The following is a 22,200-nucleotide window of genomic DNA, read 5'->3' as shown; positions in this document are numbered from 1 at the left end:
GGTGAGCTTCCGACCAGATAACTCCCGTACCAACCGCGCCCATCAAGCCGAAGAGCGTGCCCGCAGTCTCGTGCAGGACGTCCTCGACCGCGAGGAGCGGGTACGCAACAATCTGGCCAGCGCTGATGTCGACCCGTGGACGATGCGTTTCGTCGTCGATGAGTCGATTTCTGAGGGCGCAATCATCACCTGGCGCAATGAGGCCACTCGTGCCCGCCGCATCATGCGCCGCTACGACATTCAACGGGGCTACCGCGAGAAGTTGCGCGAAGTTGAAAAGCGCATCGATGCCATGTTGCACCTCGCGGAGTCGCTGGAGGAGTCGTGGGACGCCGCGGCACACGCTTCAAAGAGGCTTTCCGACGCGGAGGCCCGCGATGTCGCCGCCTTTGAGCGTGAGCGCGAGCGGCAAAATGACGCGGCAGAGACTAAGCGTCAGCGCGAGGAGAAGGTCCGCAAGTTCCGTCGGAAAGCGGAAAACATTGCTGCCGACGCGTGGGACGCGGGCCGTGACGCGCTAGAGAAGCTGCCGCCACTGTCGTCTTCGTTGAAGGACATCGCGGCCAAGTTCCGTTCGAGGGGCTCGGAGGAGGAACCGCGCGAGGTACGGCGGGCAACCGCCCGCGACCTACGCAAGGAGCCTCCGCTGCCGGAGGACTAGTATTCCTCGGACTTAGCTGCTTGAACCACTTCGGCGAGCTTGGAAATCTCTTCGTGAGAAGGCCTAATATTCGGATGCGTACGGCAGTAGTCCAACAGCAAGTAACCGGCCGTGCGAATGCGACGATGCCCATCCCAGTGTGGAGCGGCGGTTTTGGGGTCGTTGGTGGCCAGAGACGAGATGGCCTGGCGCTCACTGAGCAGCTCGTACTGGAGATCGCGACGAATATCGAGTGCCTGATTCGGAGTGCCGGTTAGCAGCGCGCCGAGAAGAGCACCCATCTGTCGATAGCAGCGCGGAATATGACGCAGGTAGTGCTTCTCAATGCTCTCGGTCGGCCAGAAGTGCAGGACAGCGAGAGCCAGCGCGCAGGCGATACCGACTTCCAAAACACGATCGGTCACAATCGGTGCGAGCTCGCCAGCGACATTTCCGCCCAGCAGCAGCGCCAGCGGAGTGGTGACGATCGTCGTCAGCGCATAGTTCTTCACCACGAGAATCTCCGCGCCGAATTGGCAGGCTGCAAGCGCGATAAGTAGCGTCCAGCTGTCCAGGCCAAAGGAAAAGAGCAGCGCATAGAGGAAAATGCCGATAATCGAGCCCACCATGCGGTGAATCCCTCGAATCGAACCGGCGGTGCGGTCGGGGCCCCACTGTAGCGTCATTAATGCGCTGACCACCGCCCAGTCAGGCCGGTCGAGGCCGACAAGGACGCTAATGAGACCAGCTAAGCCGCCAGTAATAGCCACCTTTGTCGCAGTCATCGATGCGTGAGAATAGCGGTCGAAAGAGCGGAAGATTCGGTAACTCACGCTTGGTCGTGCGAGTGGAATGGTTGTCTGTGTCTCGTCGAAGAGGTTAGGTGTGTCCACGATGTCCACAGCGCTGCCGTGCACGCCCAAGCGGCCGCGGATAGCAATCAGCCGCTGATGAGCAGCAATGACACGGTTGACCAGTTCCGTATGGGAGGGCTTGACGATTTTGCTGCCACGGATGATGCCTGCGTCGGCAAGCGATTCCCATGCGTCGGTGAGTGCAGTTTGCGCCTGGTGATGAACGGCGAACGATGTCGAGTCTGACTTTTCCATCGCCTCGATGGCTGATTCAAGGGATTGGACGGCCGCCATCTCGGGGCCGTGCGGATTCCACAACCGCGGTGCCATGCCGATGACTATCGCCGAAAGCACACCAACGGTAGCCCACATGGCGGTTTCAACCGGGTTGAAGCCAAGGCGGGCGACCATTGTGGTACCGCCTGAGACCATCACAATGAAGAATGAACCTGGTGGTGGCAGGCGCAGTGCGTTTTGGATAAAGGCCCCGACTGTAGCCAACGCCGTGGTAAAAAGTGCGATGAGCAGCAGCCATAGATTACTGTCGCCGGAAGCGATCTCACTGTGGACCACTGAGCCAACAAAACTGCCGGACATAACGCCGGCGACCAGGCATAGTCCGGCGATGGCCATCACGCGCAGGCGACTGCGGTAGGGGTGGCCTTCGCCATAGATGACCACGCAACCACCAGCGGCGATAAGGAGCATCTCCGAGCCATGGCCGGTGAGAAGTGCCACGGCACCCGGCAGGAATAGCGCGAGTGCTGCGCGGAGGGCACCGGGCCATCTCTGCGCACGGGAGTGGAAGGCAGTAAAAAGTTGCCATGCACTTGGTTGTGGAGGAAGCTCAACCGTTTGGCTCAATGTTGGTGAAATCTCCTTAAAACTCTAGTCTGCGACCAGCGTCTCGAGCGTGAACTCCGGGTGCTCCTTCTCAATGAATGACAGCTTCCACTTGTCGCCGAAGAGGGCGATGAGGGCGCCGTCGGAACGCGTGAAGATTTCCACGCCGCGTTGCTTTGCAAGCTCCGGCGCGGTCTCTTCGTCCGTGCGGCGGGCGACGGAGTAGGGGATGGGATCTGCGATGGTCTCGACGTTGTACTCGTTTTCCATGCGCGCCATCATTACCTCGAACTGCATCGGTCCGACCGCGGCCATGACCGGGGCGGCATCGCCGCGGGCATCGTTGCGCAGAATCTGCACCACGCCCTCGGCATCGAGCTGATCGACAGCCTTGCGGAACTGCTTGTATTTGCCCAGGCTCTTGGCGCGCAGGGTGCGGAAGTGCTCCGGCGCGAACTGCGGCATCGGCTTGAATTGAACCTTGCGGCCCTCGTAAATGGTGTCACCCGGCGCCAGCGAACCCGCATTGACCAGGCCGACAATGTCGCCCGGGTAGGCCGTCTCCACGGTCGAACGCGTCCGACCGAACACTGTCAGGGCGTACTTTGTAGAAAAACTGCGTCCCGACTGCGCATGCGTGACCTGCATGCCGCGGTCAAACTCACCAGAGACAACGCGCATGAATGCCAGCTTGTCGCGGTGGTGCGTATCCATACCCGCCTGCACCTTGAACACGACGCCCGAAAAATCATCCGTCGGTTCGCGCTTTTCGACGATAGCTCCCTGGCCGCCAGCCGCAGCAGCGGCAACGGCAGCCGGGTCGGACTCGCGGGCGCCAGGTGCCGGAGCCAGTTCGCAGAGAGTGTCCAGGATCTGGTGGACACCCCAATTCAGCATGGCCGAGGCGAAAATCACCGGAGAGGTGTCGCCAGCTAGGTACATCTCCTGGTCGTGGTCAGCGCTATCGGCGGAGAGCAGTTCGGACTCCTCGGCTGCCGTCTCCCAGGCATCGCCCTGTTCCGCGGCGGCCTCATCTGGGGTGAGGTGACGCTCAGCGGCGATAGTGGCGCCACCGGCAGTGCGCTCGAAGCCAATGAACTGCTTGGCCTGGCCGTCCTCACCACGCTCCAATAGACCGCGGAAGTCGCCGGCCTCACCAACTGGCCAGTACAGCGGAGTCGGTTGCAGACCAATCTCCGCGACAATCTCATCCATCAACTCCAGGGGAGCCTTACCCGGGCGGTCCCACTTGTTGATGACGGTGACGATGGGAATTCCGTTGGACTTACAAACCCGGAACAGTTTCAACGTCTGAGGCTCGAGACCCTTGGCACCGTCGACAAGCATGACAGCGGCGTCGACAGCGGTGAGCACACGGTAGGTGTCCTCGGAAAAGTCAGCGTGACCAGGCGTATCGACGAGATTGATCATGTACGGCTCGCCGTCGTGCCCCTCTGGCTGGTACTCGAACTGAAGCGCGGAAGAGGCAATCGAGATGCCGCGATCCTTCTCCATGTCCATCCAGTCGGACACAGTCGACTTGCGGCCGGCCTTGCCGTGGACAGCACCGGCTTCGTTAATGACATGAGCATGCAGCGCCAGCGCCTCGGTGAGCGTTGACTTACCGGCATCCGGGTGTGCGATGACGGCAAATGTGCGGCGGCGTGCTGCTTCTTCGGCGAGAGTGGTCACAGGGAGACTACGCTTTCCTTAAAAAGAAAATCGGAATAAGGGAATCGGGTTCAACCTTTCTAACTTACCGCTCCAGTGGGGTAAGGGGTCAATTACGTTGGGGCGGCGTTAGAGGTTGAACAGTTCGCGCAGCGTCGTGATGACGCCTTCCTCCGCGTTCGATGGTGCGATGTCGGTGGCGCGGCGTTTGATTTCCGGGTGACCGTTGGACATGGCAAACGAACGGCTTGCGTGGTCGATGAGCTCGAGATCATTCAGGTAGTCAACAAAGCAGACAGTTTCGGCAGAAGAGACACCGAGGGCCTCCTGCAGGGCGGCGAGTGCCGTGCCCTTGTTGGTGTTGGCGTCGATGAGGTCGACCCAATGTGCACCGGAGACTACCGCGCGCAGGTGCGGGCTCTGGGAACGCAAGTAATCGGCGGATTCGTCTTCGACGGAGTAAGGATCAAAGGCGGCAATTTTGACGATGCCGTCCTCGGCGGCGGCGGCGATGACATCATCGACCTTCTGCAGCTTCAAATAGTACTTGGCGGCCTCGTTGAATTGCAGCTGCTGAACTTCCTCCGGAATATTGAAATGCGGCGGGAAAAACTCCACGTATGCGCTGGCAGCGCCGCAGATGATAACCGATAGAGGAGTGCGCCCCGCTGCCACGCGGTTGTCGTTGAACTGGCGGATCGCGTGTACCAACTGGGTGACGATGTCGTGGTCGATACTGGTAACCGAGACCACCTCGCCCGCATCCGCGACATAGTTGCCGTTTTCCGCAATGATTGGGATGCGGTGTGCAATGGGGGCGAACTGGTCGGCCAGAGTGGCGTACTGGCGGCCCGATGCGGGAGCGAAGTGGACACCGCGGTCGAGCAGTTCGGTGACTACCGGCCAAAAGGAATCCGGGATTTCCTTGTCTTCATTTAATAGAGTCCCGTCCATATCCGTGACTACAAGGCGGTATGGCGGCTGGGCGGGAGATTGCTGCTGGATATCCAGGGGTTCCGTCATGGCTTTAATTCTAACGGGTAAGTAGGGTTCACTTTTCTTCCTCAGGTCGCCTCCCAGTGCCTCCCCCGATTGGGTGAAAGCTGGGCCACAATACGGGGTACCCAGTTGAGGGCGATAGCCGGTGAACGGCGTGTGCGGGGTATTTTGAGGGGGAACTCATATTCATTTAAGCCAGGAGGATTTATGTCGGATTCGGCCCCCATCAAGCGCAATGACTGGAATGAGCGCATCAGCCTTGCAGAGCAGATGATCCCCCTCCTGGGACAGCTGCGACGCAACAACGATGTCGTGACTTCAATCTTCGGCCGCCGACTGGAAAACGTCACCGAGACCGGCATCATTAAGTCGCACCGCTACGCCCGTCGCATTACCTCGCAGGAGCTGCCTCTGAGCCAGACTCTGCCGATTCTGCAGGAACTGGTGAAGATGGATCTCGGCACCGCCTCCATCGACCTGGGCGCCCTGGCTACCAGCTTCGAAGAGGAAGGCGGCGACCTGCGCGCATTCCTCGAGCGGGAGCTTGCCGAGGTTATCGGTGCCGGGACTCACACCCCGAAGACCGACATTGTCCTCTACGGTTTCGGACGTATCGGTCGTCTGCTGGCCCGCATTCTGCTGGCTCGTGAGGCACTGTTCAACGGCCCGCGCCTGCGCGCGATTGTGGTTCGCCAGAATGGTGAGGACGACATCGTCAAGCGTGCTTCGCTGCTGCGCCGTGACTCCGTCCACGGTGCATTCGACGGCACCATCTCGGTTGACCGCGAAAACAACATTATTTGGGCAAACGGCACCCCGATCCAGGTCATTTACTCCAACGACCCGGCAACTGTTGACTACACCGCCTACGACATTAACGATGCGATTGTCATTGACAACACCGGTCGTTGGCGTGACCGTGAGGGACTGTCGCAGCACCTTCAGTCCAAGGGGGTTTCCAAGGTTCTGCTCACCGCGCCGGGCAAGGGCGATGTAAAGAACATCGTCTACGGAATTAACCACAGCATCATCGAGGACTCTGACAATGTTTTGTCGGCAGCTTCCTGTACTACCAACGGCATCACCCCGGTGCTGAAGGTCGTCAATGACAAGTGGGGCGTCGAGTTCGGTCACGTCGAGACTGTTCACTCCTTCACCAATGACCAGAACCTGATTGACAACTTCCACAAGGGTTCCCGCCGTGGTCGCGCAGCCACCCTGAACATGGTTCTCACTGAGACTGGTGCCGCAAAGGCCGTCGCCAAGGCTCTGCCGGAGTTTGAGGGCAAGCTGACCGGTAACGCCATCCGCGTTCCCACCCCGGACGTTTCCATGGCGGTGCTGAACCTGACTCTGGACACTGAGGTCGACCGCGACGAGGTTAACAACTACCTGCGCGAAGTTTCCCTGAAGTCCGTCCTGCGCCAGCAGATTGACTACATCCACTCACCAGAAGTGGTCTCCACCGACTTCGTTGGTTCCACCCACGCTGGCATCGTCGATGGTCTGGCTACCATCGCCAACGGTAAGCACCTAGTGCTCTACGTCTGGTACGACAACGAGTTCGGTTACTCCAACCAGGTCATCCGCATTGCTGAGGAGATTGCCGGTGCTCGCCCGCGCGTCTACCCGAAGCGCAAGCACATCGACGAGCTGTAAGTCGGCGGTCCTGGGCTTGAGCTGTTGAGCCCTCGAACGCCCTCTTCCCCCTCCTAAACCACGGGGGTTGAGGCGATGGGGAGGGCTTCGAGGCGCTCGTCGACGTGCCGGACGGGGGCGGAGAGATTTTCCTGTCCATCGACGACGACCTGGATTCCGCGTATGAGCCGTTCGAGTTGGTGAGGATTGTGATCCTGCCGGAACTGGGCGACGAGGATCTGGTTTTCGGCCTCCAGTTCCGGGCCTCCGGCGACATCGAGCACCGGCGGGGGATGAAGATCCGGGAAAGTGATTTCGGGATCGTCGAATACGGCTCGGCGGAAGTGGCCCTGTTCGGCGTCTAGGTGACGGTCGCCACTCGGTCCCGATCCGCGTGGGGGTCCCTATGTGGATTGTCAATAGTCAGGCGGGACTTTCACGTACATCGTATGGTGGTGTAGCCGTGACTGATCGCCGGTCCGCATCGTGCGGGCCGGCGGTGATTAGCGCAGCGGCCTACGCAGCCGTGGCGATGGTTCTAGCAGGGATTTCTCGGAAGAACTCACACCGAGTCAACAGGGCATAGATGACGTTGCAGCGGCTCCGGGCAAGCCACATCACCGCGGCATTGTGCTTCTGTCCTTCAGTCCGTTTACGCAGGTAGTAGTCGCGCGATGCGGGATGGCAGTTCGACGCGATCCACGCCGATTGAAACATCGCGTTTTTCAACTGTTTATTGCCGGCCCTGGTGGGAAACTCGCCGCGGACCGACGGTGCTGTTGCAAAGTTGGGCGGAGAGCAGCGAAGACTCAGTTTCTCATTCCCTGATGGCCGCTGCGTGTGGGCGTTCTCAGGCCGTCTCGAACACCCGGTTGACGATCACCGCGTCCGGGTTCGGTTGCCCGTGGGCAAACATCGTGCCTTGCCCTTTCCGCAATGAGTGCATCGCCTCCATCCCTTTCAACGTCCGATATGCAGATGTCCGGTTCTTAAACGCGCCTTTCGGCCCGAGGATCCGCTTCAGCCGACCATGGTCGCCTTCCAGGATGTTGTTGAGGTATTTCACCTGCCGGTGTTCCACTGTTGGCGGGCAGATTCCCTCTGACTTCAACTCGGCGATTGCCCTGGCTAGGGAGGGTGCTTTATCGGTGTTGATCACTCTGGGATACCCGGCTGATGCATTGGATCTGAGGGCCTTGGCCAGGAAACGCTTCGCTGCGGCCACGTTCCGCTTCGGAGAGAGGTAAAAGTCCAGGGTCTGACCACCGGCGGTGATCGCCCGATAGAGATAGCACCACTTCCCGCCGACCCGGATATAGGTCTCATCCACCCGCCAGGAACTGGCCTGCCAGTCAGGTACCTGCCGGTACCACCGTGTTTGCTTGTCCAGCTCAGGGGCGTATTTCTGGACCCAGCGGTAGATCGTGGTGTGATCGACCGGCACGCCCCGCTCGGTCATCATTTCCTCCAGATCGCGGTAGCTCACCCCGTAGCGGCAGTACCACCGCACTGCCCACAGAATGATGTCACGGGGGAAATGACGACCGGAGAAGATACCCATGGCTGTGATTAATTCACGTCGCTCTTCCTACTGCCCCAACTTTGCAACAGCACCCAGAAATCGGCTTGACGATCACCGGAGCCGCCGACGCCGGAACCTTCACCATCATCGACGCCGCCCCGGTCGCTGTCGAGGGGCACTGCCCCGACTGCACCCAACCCGGGAAACTGCGTGATCACACTGTCCGCCGACTGGTTGACCTGCCGGTCGTGGGGTTTCCCACCCGCCTGCACGTTCGTGTCCCCCGATTCACCTGCACCAATCAACAATGTCGGAGGAAAATCTTCCAAGCCTCCCTCAACTGCGCCAATGACGGGGCCAAGCTCACCGACCGGGTGACCGGCTGGATCCTCCAGCGACTGGCCATCGACTGGATGAGCGTGGCCGCCACCGCCAAGGCCCTCGGGGTGGGGTGGGAACTGGTCAATCAGGTAGCTGTGGACGCCTGCCGCAAGTTCGTCTACGACAACCCCTCCCATCTGGACGGGGTGCGCATCCTCGGGGTGGATGAGCACGTGTGGAAGCACACCCGAAAGCCAGGCCAGCCGTCGAACCTGGTGACGATCCTGGTCGACCTTACCCCGCTGGCCGATGGCCGTGGGCCGGCCCGACTACTGGATATCCGGCCTGGCCGCAGCGCGGACGTGCTGCGCACGTGGCTGCAGGAACGCGACCCTGGTTTCCGCAGCCAGGTGCAGGTGGTGACCATGGACGGCTTCACCGGCTACGCCACCGCCGTCGACCAGGTTCTGCCGCAGGCGAGGAAGGTGATGGATCCGTTTCACGTCGTGCATCTGGCCGCGGACAAGCTCACTGGCTGCCGGCGGAGGCTCCAACGTGAGATCACGGGGCGGCGTGGACGCAAGGATGATCCGCTGTACAAGCACCGGCGGACCTTGCTGGCCAGGAGGAACTACCTCGCCGAGCGGCAGAACAGGCGGCTGGACCTGTTGTGGGCCACCGATGACGAATACGTGGCACTCGAGGTCACGTGGATGGCTCTCACAGGACATGATCCAGGCCTACGGGCACCCGAAGACATCGGAGGGCAAGAAGTTGAGGATCATCAACACCCTGCGTAAGGGCGTGCCGAAAGGTCTGGAGGAGCTGGCCCAGCTGGGTCGGACGTTGTGGCGCCGGCGCGAGGACGTGCTGGCTTACTTCGACATCGGGGCGTCCAACGGGCCGGTCGAGGCCATCAATGGCCGGTTAGAGAATCTACGGGGGATCGCCCTGGGGTTCCGCAACCTCGACCACTACATCTTGCGGTGCCTGATTCACTCCGGGCAGCTGCACACCCGGATCAACGCACTCTAAATCGTGAAGAACCCGTAAAGCGGAAATCAATTCGAGGCGCTCGCGGTGCGCGGGACCGTAGACGGACGTGGTCTGGTTCTTCTTCGCCCCGGGCGGAAGCAGGCCCTCGCGGATGTAGTACTTGATGGTCGCGGTCGACGTGTCCGTGGCCGCCGCGAGCTCGCCGAGCTTCATCGTGCCGCCCTTTCGATCGGGGATGGCCGCATTGGGCAGTGGCGCTACCTTGCCGATGGTCGGACGCCATGGAACCTGTCATATAGTTAGGCTAGGCTGTCCTTCAAATGTCTGCGTCGGCCCCGTGCGCTTTGCGACGGGACCCATCCTCGAAAGGTGAGTGGTCGATGGCGAAGGGGTTTGAGGCCGTCGTACTCCGTGGCCTGGGCGCCAAGGAACATGCGGTGACCGTGATCGGGAAACGCCGGCTCGCGCCGCACTTCATCCGGGTCACGTGCCGCTCGGAAGGGCTGCTCGATCCGAAGGGGGAAGCGCCGGCGAACTGGCTGCGCCTCTGGTTCCCCGACCCCGACGGCGGCCCGAAGGAGTTCCAGCGCGGCTACACGCTCGTCGATCCCGATCCGGCGACCGGCGAGTTCTCCATCGATTTCGTCATACACGAGCCCGCCGGGCCCGCCTCGCACTGGGCGGTGAACTGCGAGGAAGGCGACCGGATCGTCGCCATGCGCTACGGCGAGCAACCCTTCGCCCTGCCCGAGCCGCCCCCGGCGGGGTACCTGCTGCTCGGGGACCTCGCCGGCTATCCGGCGATCCGCGCCCTGGTCGCCGCCATCCCCGAGGACAGCCCCGTGGTCGTCTACCTGGAGCGGCACAGCCCCGACGACGACCACATCGCCCTGCCCGAGGGCCCGAACATCACCGCGTCCTGGGTCGACGAGCTTCCCGACGGGCAGGCGCTGGTCCAGGCGATCAGCGACGGGGACTGGGCCGGCTGGTACGCCTGGGTGACAGCGGAAACCGCGTCGACCCGGCACGCGAAGACACTGCTGCAGAAGAAATTCGGACTCAACCGAGCGACCTTGCACGCGCATGCCTACTGGGTCCGCGGACGCCAGATGGGCAAGACGCAGACCATCGATTCGGCGGGTCCGGAGGCAACCGAGGCGAAGGGCGCGTCGGCTGCGCCTGCCGCCGCCGACGCGGACGCCGCCTCCGATGTCAACGTCATGGCGGCTGCCTCCGCTGCCTCCGGCGCCTCGGCCACCGCCGGCACCACCGGCGCTTCGTCCAGCGCCTCCACGTCCGCAAGTGCCGGCGCCGTCGGCTCCACCGACGCTCCCGAACCCCGGCAAACCCCCGGCGCCGACGCCGGCAAGGGGGGTGTGCTCCGGCCGCTCAAGCGTCCGCTCATCGCCGCAGGCATCGTCGAGGGAGCGCTGTCCCTGCTGCAGCTGAGCCCCTTCATCCTGTTCGCGGAACTGGCCCGGCTGTTCGTCGAAGGGGCACCTGCGGAGGCTTTCGCCAAACCGGCGATCTGGGCGGTGGTCGCGATGGCCGTCTCGGCGGCGGGGACGACGCTGCTGGTGCTGTGGCTTCACTTCCTGGACGCCAACTTCGCCACGGCGCTGCGGCATCGCCTCTTGGCGAAATTCTCCCGGCTGCCGTTGGGCTGGTTCATGCGCGGCCGGGCGGCCGACGTCAAAAAGATTGCCGGCGATGACGTCAGGGCACTGCATTACCTGGTCACCCACGCGGTGCCCGACATCGTCGGCGCCGTCGTCGCGGCGCTGGGCAGCCTGATCTACCTGTTCGCCGTCCAATGGCGATTGGGCCTGGTACTGCTGCTGCCGATCGTCGCCTACATCTACGTCATCAAGGGAATCCAGCGCCGCGACAAGGACAAGGTGCTGCAGAACCAGCGGTACGAGGTGCTGGCGGCGGGCCAGACCCAGGCCTTCATCGGCTCGCGCGGGACCTCCGCGGTCTTCGGGCCGAAAGCGGTCGTCGACCTCGAGGGCACGCTGCGGGAATCCGGTGATTTCATGGCCGATTGGCAGCGCGACACCGGCCCCCGCAAGATCATCGCGGTGATGACGAACCGCCCCACCACGGTGCTGGGCGTGCTTCTAGTGGCGGGATTCGCGATGGTCGTGGCGGGCTGGATGCCGGCGACGGATCTGATCCCCTTCCTCATCCTGGGCACGTCCTTCGGCGGCCGGCTGCTGAACCTCGGGTTGGGCGTGGCCAGTTTGTCGGGCGGACTTGACGCCAAAGCCAGCGTCGAGCTTTTACTGGCGACGCCGGAGCTCGCGCCCCCGGTGGATTGTCCCGCGCCCCCGGGCCACGTGCGTTTCGACCACGTCGATTTCACCTACGGCGGCGGCCGGAAGGTCATCGACGATCTTTCCCTCACGCTGGAGCCCGGCAGCGTCACCGCGCTGGTGGGCCCCTCGGGGGCGGGCAAGTCGACGGTGGCGGCGTTGCTGGCCCGGCTGTGGGACGTCACCGGCGGTTCCGTGAGCATCGACGGGGTCGACGTGCGCGATCTCACCCAGGAGCAGCTGTATTCCTCGGTGTCGGTGCTGTTGCAGGATGCCCAGCTGGTGCATGCGAGCATCCGCGACAACATCGCGCTGAACCGTCCCGAGGCGACCGACGCCCAGATCCGCGAGGCTGCGGAGGCCGCGGACGTGCACCGGGTCATCGAAGCGCTTCCCGACGGCTACGACACCGTGGTCGAACCGAACCGTCTTTCCGGCGGCGAACGCCAGAGGGTGGCCATCGCCCGCGCGCTGCTGGCGAACACCCCGATCGTCGTGTTGGACGAGGCCACTGCCGCGGCCGACCCGGACTCCGAGGCCGCGATCCACCGTGGGCTCGAACGCCTGCTGGCGGGCAAGACGGTGCTGATGATCGCGCACCGGCTGCACACGATCAAGAATGCCTCGCGGATCCTCGTCCTGGACGAGGGGAAAGTGGTGGAAGAGGGCACGCATTCCCGGCTCGTCGCGGCGGGTGGGGCTTATCGGCGGATGTGGGATGCGCATTGCGGCGCACCCGTGTCCGTCGCCGTTGAATCGGAGGAGAACTGATGTTGCGGGATCTGCACTTCGTCGTCGGGGGAGGTCGTCCCCTGTGGTCCTTCTTCGGCGCGGTTGCCGTGTCGGCACTGCTCCAGGTGGCGGCCGTCGTTACCCTCTACCCGCTGTTGGGCGCGCTGTTCTCGGCGGACCCCGGGGCGGCGTTGCCGTGGCTGGCGCTGTTGCTGCTGTTCGTGGCCTGCAGTTGGGGTGTCGACATCTTCGCCGCCCACAGGGGGCTCGATCTGGGCATCGCCGTCATGCGCGAGATCCACAGCAACGCCCCGGGTGCCGTGCTTTCGTGGCCGGATGCTCGGCTGACTTCCGAAAAGGAAGGTGCCATCCGCGATTTGGTCACCAAGGCCAGCACGGTCACCTCGGCGGTGATCCTGCTGATCGGGCCCGTGATCACCTCGATTGTGTTCATCTTCGGGTTGGGCATCGGGCTGCTGCTCGTCTCTCCCGCGCTTGGCGCGGTGACGTTCCTCGGCGGCATCGCTTGCCTGGGGTCGCTGTGGGCGTCGGCGAAGCTGGAGGACAGGTCCACGGCGGAGTTTGCGGCGGCCAATGCCGGTCTCGATGACAGGCTTTTCGAGTTCGCGCTCGTGCAGCCGACCTTGCGCACCGCGCGCCGGGTGGACGCGAGCACCCGATTGGTTGACCGGGCCATCGCCGAGGCGCGGCGGAAGACCCGCAGGGTCCTGCTTTGGCAGATCCCCGGGCAGCAGGTGTTCACGGTCGTGGTTCAGCTGGTGCTGTTGGCGTTTGCGTTCACGGTGTGGTGGTCCTACGACCGTTCGGCGTTGACCGGAGCCGCGGCTGCCGCGTCGATTGTGGTGTTGCTCCGGGTCGTCGAGCAGGCCAACGTTCAGGCGGGGTCGGTGGGGGCCGTCGTCGAGCTGCGGCGCTCCCTGTCCGAAGTGCGCGAGCTGATGGAAGTCGAGCGGGTCCGCGCCGGCGGCCCGGGCGAGGGCCCCGCCACGGTGGAGGTCCGGGGCGTCGATGTCACGTTCCCCGACGGCACGACGGGGCTCGACGGCATCGACGTGGACTTCGCGCCGGGCACGATCACGGCCGTCGTCGGCCCGTCCGGCAGCGGCAAGTCGACGCTGGTGTCGCTGCTGGCCGGGCTGACGGTTCCCGGCGTGGGCACGGTCGACGTTGACGGGAAACCGGCTTCCCCCGGTGACCTGCGCGGCCGCGCCGCGATGGTGTTCCAGCGCACCGTCCTGCACACGGGGTCGATTCGCAACAACCTGCTCGCCGTGAACCCGGATCTGACGCAGCCGGAATTGGATGCGATCGCCGTCAATTGCGGCCTGGCCGAGGCGATCGAGCGCTTGCCCGATGGCTGGGACACTCCCGTCGGCGAGCTGGGCAATCGGCTGTCCGGGGGCGAGCGGCAGCGGCTGGGCCTGGCCCGCGCCCTCGCCAAGCCGGCATCGATCCTGCTTGTCGACGAAGGCACCTCGGCCCTGGACGGGCGCAATGAGCGGACGGTGACCGATGCCCTGTCTGGGCTGCGCGGCTCGTACACGACCGTGGTCGTCGCCCACCGCCCCGCGATGGTGGAGATCGCCGATCGCGTCATCGTCATGGAATCGGGGCGGGTGGTGGAAGCTGGCCCCATCGATGAGTTGGAGAAGGCCGATGGGCCCTTCGCCCGCATCGCGGAGCAGTGGCGGGAAGCGGCGACGTGGGGGATTGGCGAGGCGCAGAGCGTCAGCGGATAGCGGTCCCGGGCCCCGCCGGTGGCGGTCCAGGGCGCCGGCATGAGCCGGCGGGTGGTGGGCCGGGCCCCGGGGCCGGTGGCCGACCCGGGTGTCGGCCGTTTGCGTGGCGACGGGACGTCGTAAAGCGTCGGGGATGGCACGCCCCCGCATGGCCTGTGCGCGTCGACGATTGCCACCGTCAGCTTCGGCGTACTTGGGCATCGTGCGCGGGAACCGGCGGGCGCACGCGGGCAACATGATCAGCTCGTACGTCGACAAGTTGATCGGATTCGGGTTCGCCGCGCCGAGAAACACCTCCGCCCTCAGTTGCGCGGCAAACGGCGAAGCCGCGATCGGCCCTGATGCCAGTTGCTTCGATCCCAAAGCTGGATGGGCTCGTTGCGCGCCGGGTACCGGAGCGCCGGGTCGACGACTTCGTCGACGTCGTCGAACTCGGCGGCCGACTCGATCATCTCGGCGAAAACGAAGCCCGCCAGATCCGGGGCCAGGCGCAGGTCTTCGGAATCGCCGTCGGACGAAGATCCCGAACTCGGCGAAACGGTCGGCAGCCTCGGAGAGGACCAGATACTCCTCGGGCCACGGCGCGAGTCTCCTCGGCGCTCTCACGTCCCGACTGCGCAACCGCCGCTGAACGCGATCAATGAGGGCCACTCGGGTATGGTGCGCCGATGAACGGGGGAGGTGCGGGGGCACATCCAAGTTTCAGTGAAGGAGTAATCGGCCATGAGCTTCAACGTGTACCTTTCCGGCGAGATCCACACCGATTGACGTGAGGAAATCCAGCGCGGCGTCGAGGCCGCCGGACTGGACGTGGTCTTCACGGCGCCGGTCACCGATCACGACGCCAGCGATGCCGCCGGCGACCACTTGGGAGAGGCGCCCGCCGGGTTCTGGCGCGACCACCAGTCGTCGAAGGTCAACTCCATCCGGACCCGCACGCTGATCGAGAAGGCCGACATGGTCGTCGTGCGCTTCGGCGACCAGTACAAGCAGTGGAACGCCGCCTTCGACGCCGGCTACTGCGCGGCCCTGGACAAGCCGTACGTCACGCTTCACGGCGAGGACATCGTCCACCCGCTCAAGGAAGTCGACGCCGCCGCCCAGGCGTGGTGCACGACCACCGACCAGGTCGTGGAGATCCTGCGCTACGTGCTCGAGGCGTAACGCCACCGTCGGGGAGTCGCACGCACCGGCCGGTGGAGGTGGAGCTACCCGCGCTCCCAGAGCTGAATCGGCTCGTGGCGCTCCGGATACCGCAGAACCGGGTCCACCAGCTCATCCACCTCCGAGAATTCGAGGAACCCCATCGAGTCGTCGTCACGCACGATCAGCGGACGCGCGAAGAGTTCGCGGAGCGCCGCGGCCTGCTCCTGCCCCAGGTAGGGCTCGTGCGACTGGAGCCAGGCTTCCGCGTTACGACGGGGCTCGCCCTCACCCAGGTAATCGTCGTCGTAGAACTCGGCGGAAGCGACGACCATCTCCGCGAAAATGAACCCGGCGAGATCCGGCGCGAGACGCTCATCCTCCTGCTCATCGTTCTGCAGCAGAACCACGGGGACCGGACCCGCGCCGGCGGCCCCGGTGCGGAAGCAATAGAGGTTGCCGCCGGGCTCCATCCCGAAGGGCAACAGGCCCTCGGCGGGATCGATGTTCCGGAAATCGTCCGGCTCCGCAAACATCTCCAATCGGCGGGCGATGTCCTTGGCCCCGAGCAGCTCGAAGTTCGTGCTGAAGTGCAGCAGCGGGACTTCGTCGCCGGTGGGGGACATGCCCACCATGCCGTCGTCGGCGATCGTCAAGTACTCCTCGGGCCATGTGAGCCCATGTGCGGCCGAGACCTCGCGCAATTCCGCCGAGGTGGTCATGGCACCGTTCCTTCGTTCAAGTGGTCTTGACCCAGAATCTAGCAAGATGGGGGCAGGATGTCCCGGCATCGGAGGCTGGGCCACGGGCCGACGCACGCGCGCAGAAGAGCGCGCACCGTTGAGGAGGAACATGACATGGCCACGACGAAGCAGAAACTCGGCACGGCGGGAGAAGAACTCGTCGCCAAGCATGCCCGTTGCCCGGGGTGCAAGCGCACCGACAAGTCGTTCAAACTCCTGCCCCCGAACTTCAAATGTGCCGATCTCGTCTGCGACTTCTGCGGCTACCTGGCTCAGGTGAAGTCGAAGCGGATCAAGGGGGAACTGCCGGACACCATCACCGGCACGATCCTCGGTGCCGCATGGGGCTCGCAGCGTGAACGCATGGAAGCGGGCATCTACTTCAGCCTCTACGTCGTCCTGGTCAATGAGGTCGGGCAGGCCAGCATCTACTTCCTGCCCCGCGACCTGCAAACCGCGGAAATGTTCGTCCCCCCGGAAGCCTCTCGGCCCGGAGGCTCGGCGCGCCGGGTGGCAGGGCTTTATGATCGACATGGACAAGACCATGGCCGACGTCGTCCGCATCTCCGACGGCGACGTCGAGGAGTTCGTTCTCCGCGCATGACCCGGGAGTGCGGAGTACACATATTCGTAGATCAGGGGCGTCTGATCCTTGGGGAAAGCCAGCCTGCGGTGCGGCTCACCGCTCGTTGACGGCAGTCGGGACGTGCCGTGCGAGAAAGGCCAGCTGTTCGGCGACGTTGTGCTCGAAGGCATCGCCGACGTAGATGTCGAAGTGCCCGCCGGGCTGCATTCGCACTTCGCCCTTCGGGGCCTTCCGCACATGCCGCAGGGTGGGGCCCGGCGGGGCCAGCGTGTCGTTCTCGCAGACCGCGAAGTGCGCCGGGGACTGGATCTTGCGGGCGTGTCGTCCCGGGAAATAGCGCAGAATATCCAACCCGAATCGTGCCGTGATGTCCGAGCGGATGTCATCTCCGGCGGGCACAATTGCTTCGATGCCCGCCACGCAGTCGGGCGCCGTCATCAGGGCGGTCGACCCCGTCGAGGCCCCGCGCATGGGTGATCGCGGAGTTCCAGTCCTCGAGCTGACGCCGCACCGACAGGAGCTGACGGGGCTCCCCGGCGCTCGCACCGAAGTGCCTGTAGTCGAACACCAGGCAGCGGTAGCCGGCGGCGCTGAAACGCTCGGCGAAGGCATCGAGGCGCATCTGGCGTACCCCGCCGAGACCGTGGGCCATCACGATGATCGGCCCCGGGGCAGGGGCGTCGTCGGGGACGTACAGCCACGCGGCGCAGGATCCATCTCCAGAGGGGAAGGTCACGTCAGATCTAGTCATGGCGTTAACCCCAGGGGGGTGTCCCTATGTGGATTGTCAATAGTCAGGCGGGACTTTCACGTACATCGTATGGGGGGTAGCCATGACTGATCGCCGGGCCGTATCATGCGGGTCGGCGGTGATTAGCCCAGCGGCCTACGCAGCCGTGGCGATGTTTCTAGCAGGGATTTCTCGGGAGAGCTTACGCCGAGTCAACAGGGCATAAATGACGTTGTAGCGCCGCCGGGCAAGGCACATCACCGTGGCATTGTGCTTCTGTCCTTCAGCCCGTTTACGCGGGTAGTAGTCGCGCGATGCGGGATGGCAGTTCGACGCGATCCACGCCGATCGAAACATCGCGTTTTCAACTGTTTATTGCCGGCCCTGGTGGGAAACTCGCCGCGGATCGACGTACCCGACTGCCGGGTGGTCGGCGCGATGCCGGCGTAAGCGGCCAAGTGCGCGGCGTCGGCGAAGTCCTGGCAATCGCCGATGGACAACAAGATGTTAGAGGCGGTCTTGATGCCTACGCCGGGCATCGACATCAAGACCTGGGCAAGAGGGAACGATTCGAGCATCTCCGAGCCATGTCCGGCGATCGTGTCGCGCTGTGCTTGAAGCGCTTCGATGTTCGCCGCCAGCTGGGGAATGACCAATTCTGCTGCCGCCATGCCGGGTACCGTGACAGTTTGCTCGGCAAGGGCGGCGAAAATTGCGAGGGCAACAGGGTCCTTCTTGGCGCGGTTGCGCATCCACTTCAGGACCCGGCCTCGACCTGCGGCGGCCAGTTTTGTCGGACCTTCGTAGTGGATGAGCGAGTCCAGCACCAGCGTGCGCGAGAGAATCTCGCCTGCAAAGACGCGCTCGAGTGCGGGGTGAATCTGTGTGAGCACGCTGCGAAGGCGGTTTTTCGTTCGGGTGGCGTCTTTGACGATGTCGTCGTGGAATCCGGCGAGCATCTTCAGCGCTACTAGTGTCTCGTCGTCGCGGTCGACTGCCCGCAGTGTGTGCGGCATGGTGCGGGCGGTGTCGGCGATGATGAATGCATCCCGGCGGCGGTTTTTGATCGTCCAGGGTAGAGGTCGGCTGCTTTTCGCATGGCTAGGTCGGGGAGGTCTCCGACCGTGCAACCGCAGTCGCGGGCCACGGCGATGGGCAGGGCGCCGATCGTGTTGGGTTGATTGACGACCATGAGAACGCTGCCGTGGGCTTGCATGGACGCGAAGATTTCGCGCCGTGCGGCTTCGTCTTGGGGCAGTGGTTTGTCGTAAATTCTCTCGCCGGTGTTGGTCAGCGCGCAGGCATGGTGGCCGGTTTTGCCGACGTCGAGGCCGATGATGATTTCGGGTGTTCTGGACGGTTCCATGGTGGTGTCCTTCTGTTGCGGCTGGTCGCCGGTGTCTTGGACATCCGTTGCAGGCACCCACGCTACGACGAGACCTCTGTTTGGTCCGTGTCCCTATTAGCTGTCAGCGGTTGTCCCCGGTGTCCGGCGGCAACACTCCGGATTATGGAAATGTTCACGCAGATAAGCCATGCCGGGCCCGGTGACCGCGCCCCGTGAGGGGGCACCATCACGGTAACGGGGGGCGGGGGTAAGGTCAGCAAATTGAGCCTGGCGTAAGTCAATAAGCATTGCCTAACCTAATACTGTTTCAGGTGGTGTTCCCGATTGGGAATCGGCAACGGAAGCGAGGCGGCGACGATGAACGGAAAACGTGGATCGACCGGAGAACCCCTCTCCGGAGGGGAAGCCGGGGACGCGGGCCCAGACGGGACGGGTGACGGGCGGTTGGTGCACGTCGCACCGGTCGCAGCGGGTGGCCGACCATCCACCCGCGACATGCTCGTCGCCGCCGCAATCGGCGTCGCGGGGTCTCTCATCGTCGTGCCCCTGACTTACCTGCAGGTGTTCGCTGGCATCGCCCACGTTTATCTCGTCGCGGCGACGCTCGGGTTGTGGTTCCTGCCGTGCGTTGTTCCCCTCATCGTCGTCCGCAAGCCTGGCGCGAGCCTTATCGCGTGCCTTGCCATGGGCGTCGTGTCCGCAGCGACCACCCCGTTCGGCGTCGCCGCAATCGGGGCGCTGATTATGGAAGGATTACTCATCGAGCTTCCGTTCATGATCACCCTGTACCGGCGGTGGACGCGTCCCCAGTTCGTAGCATCGGCGATATTGTTCTCCGCGCTGATGGGAACGATGGCCCCGCGCGCAGTCGGCGTCGACTCGCCGACCACGCCCATGACCCTGATCAGCTTCGCCGTAGCCTTGGCATCGAGCCTGGTGTTTTTGGTCCTGGGCTTTGCCGTCGCAAAGGGGCTTCGCAGCCGCGGGGTCACCCGGTGACCGGCGGAGCACCCGCGTGCGCCGGTGCGACACGCGGGACGGCCCCGGCCCGGTTACGGGTTAGTGGTGCGGGCGTGCGGCACGCCGATGGGCGATGGGCACCCGACATGGTGGATCTCTCCTTCGATTTCGGCACGATTAACGCCATCACGGGACCCGTGGGATGCGGAAAGACGAGCCTGGCCCACCTTATCGCTGGACTGATCCCCTCGCACATCCCCATCGACCATGCCGGATTTGTGCACATCGTCGATGCCGACGGCACCGAACGCCCCGTGGACGGGGACCGGGTCACCTTCGTCGGGCAAGATCCGGCGACGCAGGTGCTCACGCTCCGAGTCGTCGATGACGCGTCCATGGCCCTCGAGTTTTCCCTCGTGGAAGCCGACATCGTCGCCAAGCGATCAGCCGAGGCCCTATCGGAGCTCGGGCTGTCAGAGCTCGCGGAGAAGGATCCGTGGGCTTTGTCGGGTGGGCAACGCCAGCGGATGGCCATCGCCGGTGCGGTGGCCAGGGCGCCGGAGGTCATGATCTTCGACGAGCCCGCGGCCCACGTCGACGAGGACGGTCGGCGGGCGCTGTTCGCCGCCATCCGTGATTTGCGGGCCCCGGGGCGCGTCATCCTGCTCATCGAGCACGACCTCCGTCCGTTCGACGGGTGGGTTGACACGGTGACAATCCTCGATGCGGACGGGAGCGTCGCCGCGCACGGAGCGCCGGAGGGCATCGCGGTGAAGGGCATTGCGACGTCGGCCGCGACCGCCGGAGCGCCGGACGCCAGTACGCCGGGCACGGGGGCACCGGACCGTCCCGATTTGGAATCGGAGGCGGATGCCGTTCCACTGCTGGCCTTGACCGGAGCCCATGTGACCCGGGGCAGGGAGCGGATCCTGAACGGGGCCGAGCTGACACTGGAACGGGGCGAGATCCATGCCCTGGTCGGCACCAACGGAGCTGGTAAGTCCACCTTGCTGGCGGTGCTGTCGGGCCAGATGAAGGCGGGAGCGGACATCCGGATCGACGGCGAGCCAGCCCGGCGCGCTCCCGACGCCTTCGCGTCGTTGGCGTTCCAGAACCCCGAGCACCAGTTCACCCGCGCGACCGTCGCCGCGGAAATCGACTCCGCGCTGGCCGGCACGGACCCGCACGGGCCACTCGGCACCGATGAGCTGCGGAAACTGCGGGAAGCCCTGTGCCCCCGGGCACTTGACCCCGTCTCGCCGTTCGTCCTGTCGGGCGGACAGAAAAGACGGTTGGGCATCTTCCTGGCGGTGGCAGCCAATCGCCGTTTGCTGCTTCTCGACGAGCCGTTGGCGCACCTGGATTCGCCGAGCTCGCGCATCGTACTGGATGCCCTAGCGGAATACGCCGGGGCCGGCGGAACCGTTGTGTTCACGTGCCACGACCGCCGTGTCGCGCGAACGTGGGCGGATCGGGCGAGCATCGTCGCCGAAGGGAAGGTCGCCTGGTCCGGTCCCGCGGCCGCCGTGCCGGCTGCCCCGGAGTCGTCCCGGCGGGATCGCGCACTGCCCGCCGCCGGCGCACGGACGTCCGGGGACGAAAGCCCCTGGACCGGTGGATCCGCCGCTCGGAGGCGCGCGGGGTTGAACGCCATCACGATCGTCGCGGCGGTGATGCTCGTCCTCGTCGCCGGGCTGCTCTCCGGCGGAGACGCCGTTCTCGCGCTGACTGGGGTGGCGTTCCTCGCACTCGCTGCGATCGCGGAACGCGACGTTCGGGCGACGGCGGGGAAGGTCCTTCTCGTCCTGTTAATCGGGGTGTTCTTCGGCCTGCTCGGGTGGCGCTCCGAGTTCTACGGAGGTGGGGATCCGGCGGAGGCCGTCCGCCACGGCATCCATCACGGACTGCTGCTGACGGCCGTGTTCGCGGGGACGGTCCTGGTCTCCGCGTGCATGCGCGTCGAGGAGCTTTTCGACGCCATGGTGCAACGCCTCCGGGTGCCCTACACATGGTGCACCATAGCGATTGCCGGGGTGAGCATCGCGGCGTTCCTGCGCAGCGAAATCCCCCAGCTGACATGGGCGATTAGATTGCGCTCGATGCGACCGGAGCAGTCTTTCCGCTCCGGCTTCATCCGCGCGACGACGCCCGCGCGCATCGCCTTTCCCCTGTTCGTCAGCGCCGTGCGCTGCGCCGAAAAGCTGTCCCTGACCCTGGCGATGCGCAACTTCGGCCGCCATCCGTGGCGCACCTTCCGCACCAATCACCCCTGGCGAGTGCGTGACGGGTTCGCGGCCGCAGCGTCCGCCGCGGCCTTCGTCGCCGCCCTGGTGTCCGCAGTGACTTGACGGGCACCCGGAACCGGCGGGTCCCGGGCCCACGAGCGGTTCCGAGCTTGT

At 64.4% G+C, this 22,200-nt stretch carries 15 protein-coding genes and 4 pseudogenes; 10 read left to right on the top strand and 9 right to left on the bottom strand.

Features of this window, described 5'->3' with window-relative positions; genetic code table 11:
• Nucleotide 1 precedes the first annotated feature (1 nt).
• Nucleotides 2-661 (top strand): hypothetical protein, encoded by a 660-nt coding sequence (locus QP982_RS06975; RefSeq protein WP_150960744.1) that lies wholly within the window; start codon nucleotides 2-4, stop codon nucleotides 659-661.
• Here the strand turns inward: QP982_RS06975 and QP982_RS06970 are convergent.
• The 3 genes from QP982_RS06970 to QP982_RS06960 all read right to left on the bottom strand — a co-directional run bounded on the left by QP982_RS06970 (nucleotide 658) and on the right by QP982_RS06960 (nucleotide 5,031).
• A complete protein-coding gene (locus QP982_RS06970; RefSeq protein WP_284870350.1) occupies nucleotides 658-2,358 on the bottom strand; it encodes an FUSC family protein in 1,701 nt (566 codons plus the stop codon). The genes QP982_RS06975 and QP982_RS06970 overlap by 4 nt on opposite strands.
• A 24-nt stretch (nucleotides 2,359-2,382) precedes the next feature.
• A complete protein-coding gene (locus QP982_RS06965) occupies nucleotides 2,383-4,029 on the bottom strand; it encodes a peptide chain release factor 3 (RefSeq protein WP_284870349.1) in 1,647 nt (548 codons plus the stop codon).
• Nucleotides 4,030-4,137: 108 nt separating this feature from the next.
• Complete coding sequence (locus QP982_RS06960) at nucleotides 4,138-5,031, bottom strand: Cof-type HAD-IIB family hydrolase (RefSeq protein WP_049189551.1); 894 nt, start codon at nucleotides 5,029-5,031, stop codon at nucleotides 4,138-4,140.
• 183 nt (nucleotides 5,032-5,214) lie between these two features.
• Between QP982_RS06960 and QP982_RS06955 the strand changes: the two genes are divergently transcribed.
• Together QP982_RS06955 and QP982_RS06950 are read left to right on the top strand one after the other, a co-directional pair.
• The gene (locus tag QP982_RS06955; protein WP_284870348.1) at nucleotides 5,215-6,666 is read left to right on the top strand and encodes a glyceraldehyde-3-phosphate dehydrogenase; all 1,452 of its coding nucleotides are present in this window, start codon (nucleotides 5,215-5,217) and stop codon (nucleotides 6,664-6,666) included.
• Between the two features lie 104 nt (nucleotides 6,667-6,770).
• Entirely contained in the window at nucleotides 6,771-7,010 is a 240-nt protein-coding gene (locus QP982_RS06950; RefSeq protein WP_049189549.1) for a hypothetical protein, read from the top strand.
• 151 nt (nucleotides 7,011-7,161) lie between these two features.
• On the opposite strand, the pseudogene QP982_RS06945 reads toward QP982_RS06950, so the two are convergent.
• Together QP982_RS06945 and QP982_RS06940 are read right to left on the bottom strand one after the other, a co-directional pair.
• Nucleotides 7,162-7,416: pseudogene (locus QP982_RS06945) on the bottom strand (IS110 family transposase); the annotation flags it as partial.
• Between the two features lie 79 nt (nucleotides 7,417-7,495).
• Nucleotides 7,496-8,206, bottom strand: a complete 711-nt coding sequence (locus tag QP982_RS06940) for an IS6 family transposase (RefSeq protein ID WP_049189768.1) — start codon at nucleotides 8,204-8,206, stop codon at nucleotides 7,496-7,498.
• An 11-nt stretch (nucleotides 8,207-8,217) separates the two neighbouring features.
• Between QP982_RS06940 and QP982_RS06935 the strand changes: the two are divergent.
• A pseudogene (locus tag QP982_RS06935) lies at nucleotides 8,218-9,523 on the top strand (ISL3 family transposase).
• Here the strand turns inward: QP982_RS06935 and QP982_RS10670 are convergent.
• Nucleotides 9,425-9,697 carry a MerR family transcriptional regulator gene (locus tag QP982_RS10670; RefSeq protein ID WP_080969572.1) on the bottom strand — a complete coding sequence of 91 codons (273 nt, stop codon included), beginning with the start codon at nucleotides 9,695-9,697 and terminating at the stop codon, nucleotides 9,425-9,427. The pseudogene QP982_RS06935 and the gene QP982_RS10670 sit on opposite strands and share 99 nt — an antisense overlap.
• A gap of 167 nt (nucleotides 9,698-9,864) precedes the next feature.
• Between QP982_RS10670 and QP982_RS06925 the strand changes: the two genes are divergently transcribed.
• The 3 genes from QP982_RS06925 to QP982_RS06915 all read left to right on the top strand — a co-directional run bounded on the left by QP982_RS06925 (nucleotide 9,865) and on the right by QP982_RS06915 (nucleotide 15,455).
• A complete protein-coding gene (locus tag QP982_RS06925; protein WP_070706057.1) occupies nucleotides 9,865-12,570 on the top strand; it encodes an ABC transporter ATP-binding protein/permease in 2,706 nt (901 codons plus the stop codon).
• Complete coding sequence (locus QP982_RS06920) at nucleotides 12,570-14,291, top strand: ABC transporter ATP-binding protein (protein ID WP_284870347.1); 1,722 nt, start codon at nucleotides 12,570-12,572, stop codon at nucleotides 14,289-14,291. Before QP982_RS06925 ends, QP982_RS06920 begins: the two co-directional genes overlap by 1 nt.
• A gap of 777 nt (nucleotides 14,292-15,068) precedes the next feature.
• Entirely contained in the window at nucleotides 15,069-15,455 is a 387-nt protein-coding gene (locus QP982_RS06915; RefSeq protein ID WP_241482403.1) for a YtoQ family protein, read from the top strand.
• Nucleotides 15,456-15,499: 44 nt separating this feature from the next.
• On the opposite strand, the gene QP982_RS06910 is transcribed toward QP982_RS06915, so the two are convergent.
• Nucleotides 15,500-16,156, bottom strand: coding sequence for an SMI1/KNR4 family protein (locus QP982_RS06910; protein ID WP_070706058.1), 657 nt, complete (start codon nucleotides 16,154-16,156; stop codon nucleotides 15,500-15,502).
• A 135-nt stretch (nucleotides 16,157-16,291) separates the two neighbouring features.
• Between QP982_RS06910 and QP982_RS06905 the strand changes: the two genes are divergently transcribed.
• The gene (locus tag QP982_RS06905; protein WP_070706060.1) at nucleotides 16,292-16,870 is read left to right on the top strand and encodes a PDDEXK family nuclease; all 579 of its coding nucleotides are present in this window, start codon (nucleotides 16,292-16,294) and stop codon (nucleotides 16,868-16,870) included.
• Here QP982_RS06905 and QP982_RS06900 read toward each other — a convergent pair.
• Nucleotides 16,857-17,514 (bottom strand): annotated as a pseudogene (locus QP982_RS06900) (alpha/beta hydrolase). The gene QP982_RS06905 and the pseudogene QP982_RS06900 sit on opposite strands and share 14 nt — an antisense overlap.
• A gap of 135 nt (nucleotides 17,515-17,649) precedes the next feature.
• A pseudogene (locus QP982_RS06895) lies at nucleotides 17,650-18,859 on the bottom strand (IS110 family RNA-guided transposase).
• A 477-nt stretch (nucleotides 18,860-19,336) separates the two neighbouring features.
• Between QP982_RS06895 and QP982_RS06890 the strand changes: the two are divergent.
• Both QP982_RS06890 and QP982_RS06885 read left to right on the top strand, forming a co-directional pair.
• Nucleotides 19,337-19,840 (top strand): ECF transporter S component, encoded by a 504-nt coding sequence (locus tag QP982_RS06890; RefSeq protein WP_224370287.1) that lies wholly within the window; start codon nucleotides 19,337-19,339, stop codon nucleotides 19,838-19,840.
• Nucleotides 19,841-19,947: 107 nt separating this feature from the next.
• The gene (locus QP982_RS06885) at nucleotides 19,948-22,149 is read left to right on the top strand and encodes an ATP-binding cassette domain-containing protein (protein WP_241482400.1); all 2,202 of its coding nucleotides are present in this window, start codon (nucleotides 19,948-19,950) and stop codon (nucleotides 22,147-22,149) included.
• The last annotated feature ends 51 nt before the right edge of the window (nucleotides 22,150-22,200 follow it).

The sequence above is a fragment of the Corynebacterium sp. MSK019 genome (assembly GCF_030232425.1).
Taxonomy (GTDB): Bacteria; Actinomycetota; Actinomycetes; order Mycobacteriales; family Mycobacteriaceae; genus Corynebacterium; species Corynebacterium jeikeium_D.
Note: the sequence above shows the minus strand (reverse complement) of the source record. Positions and strands in the feature narration are given on the sequence as shown.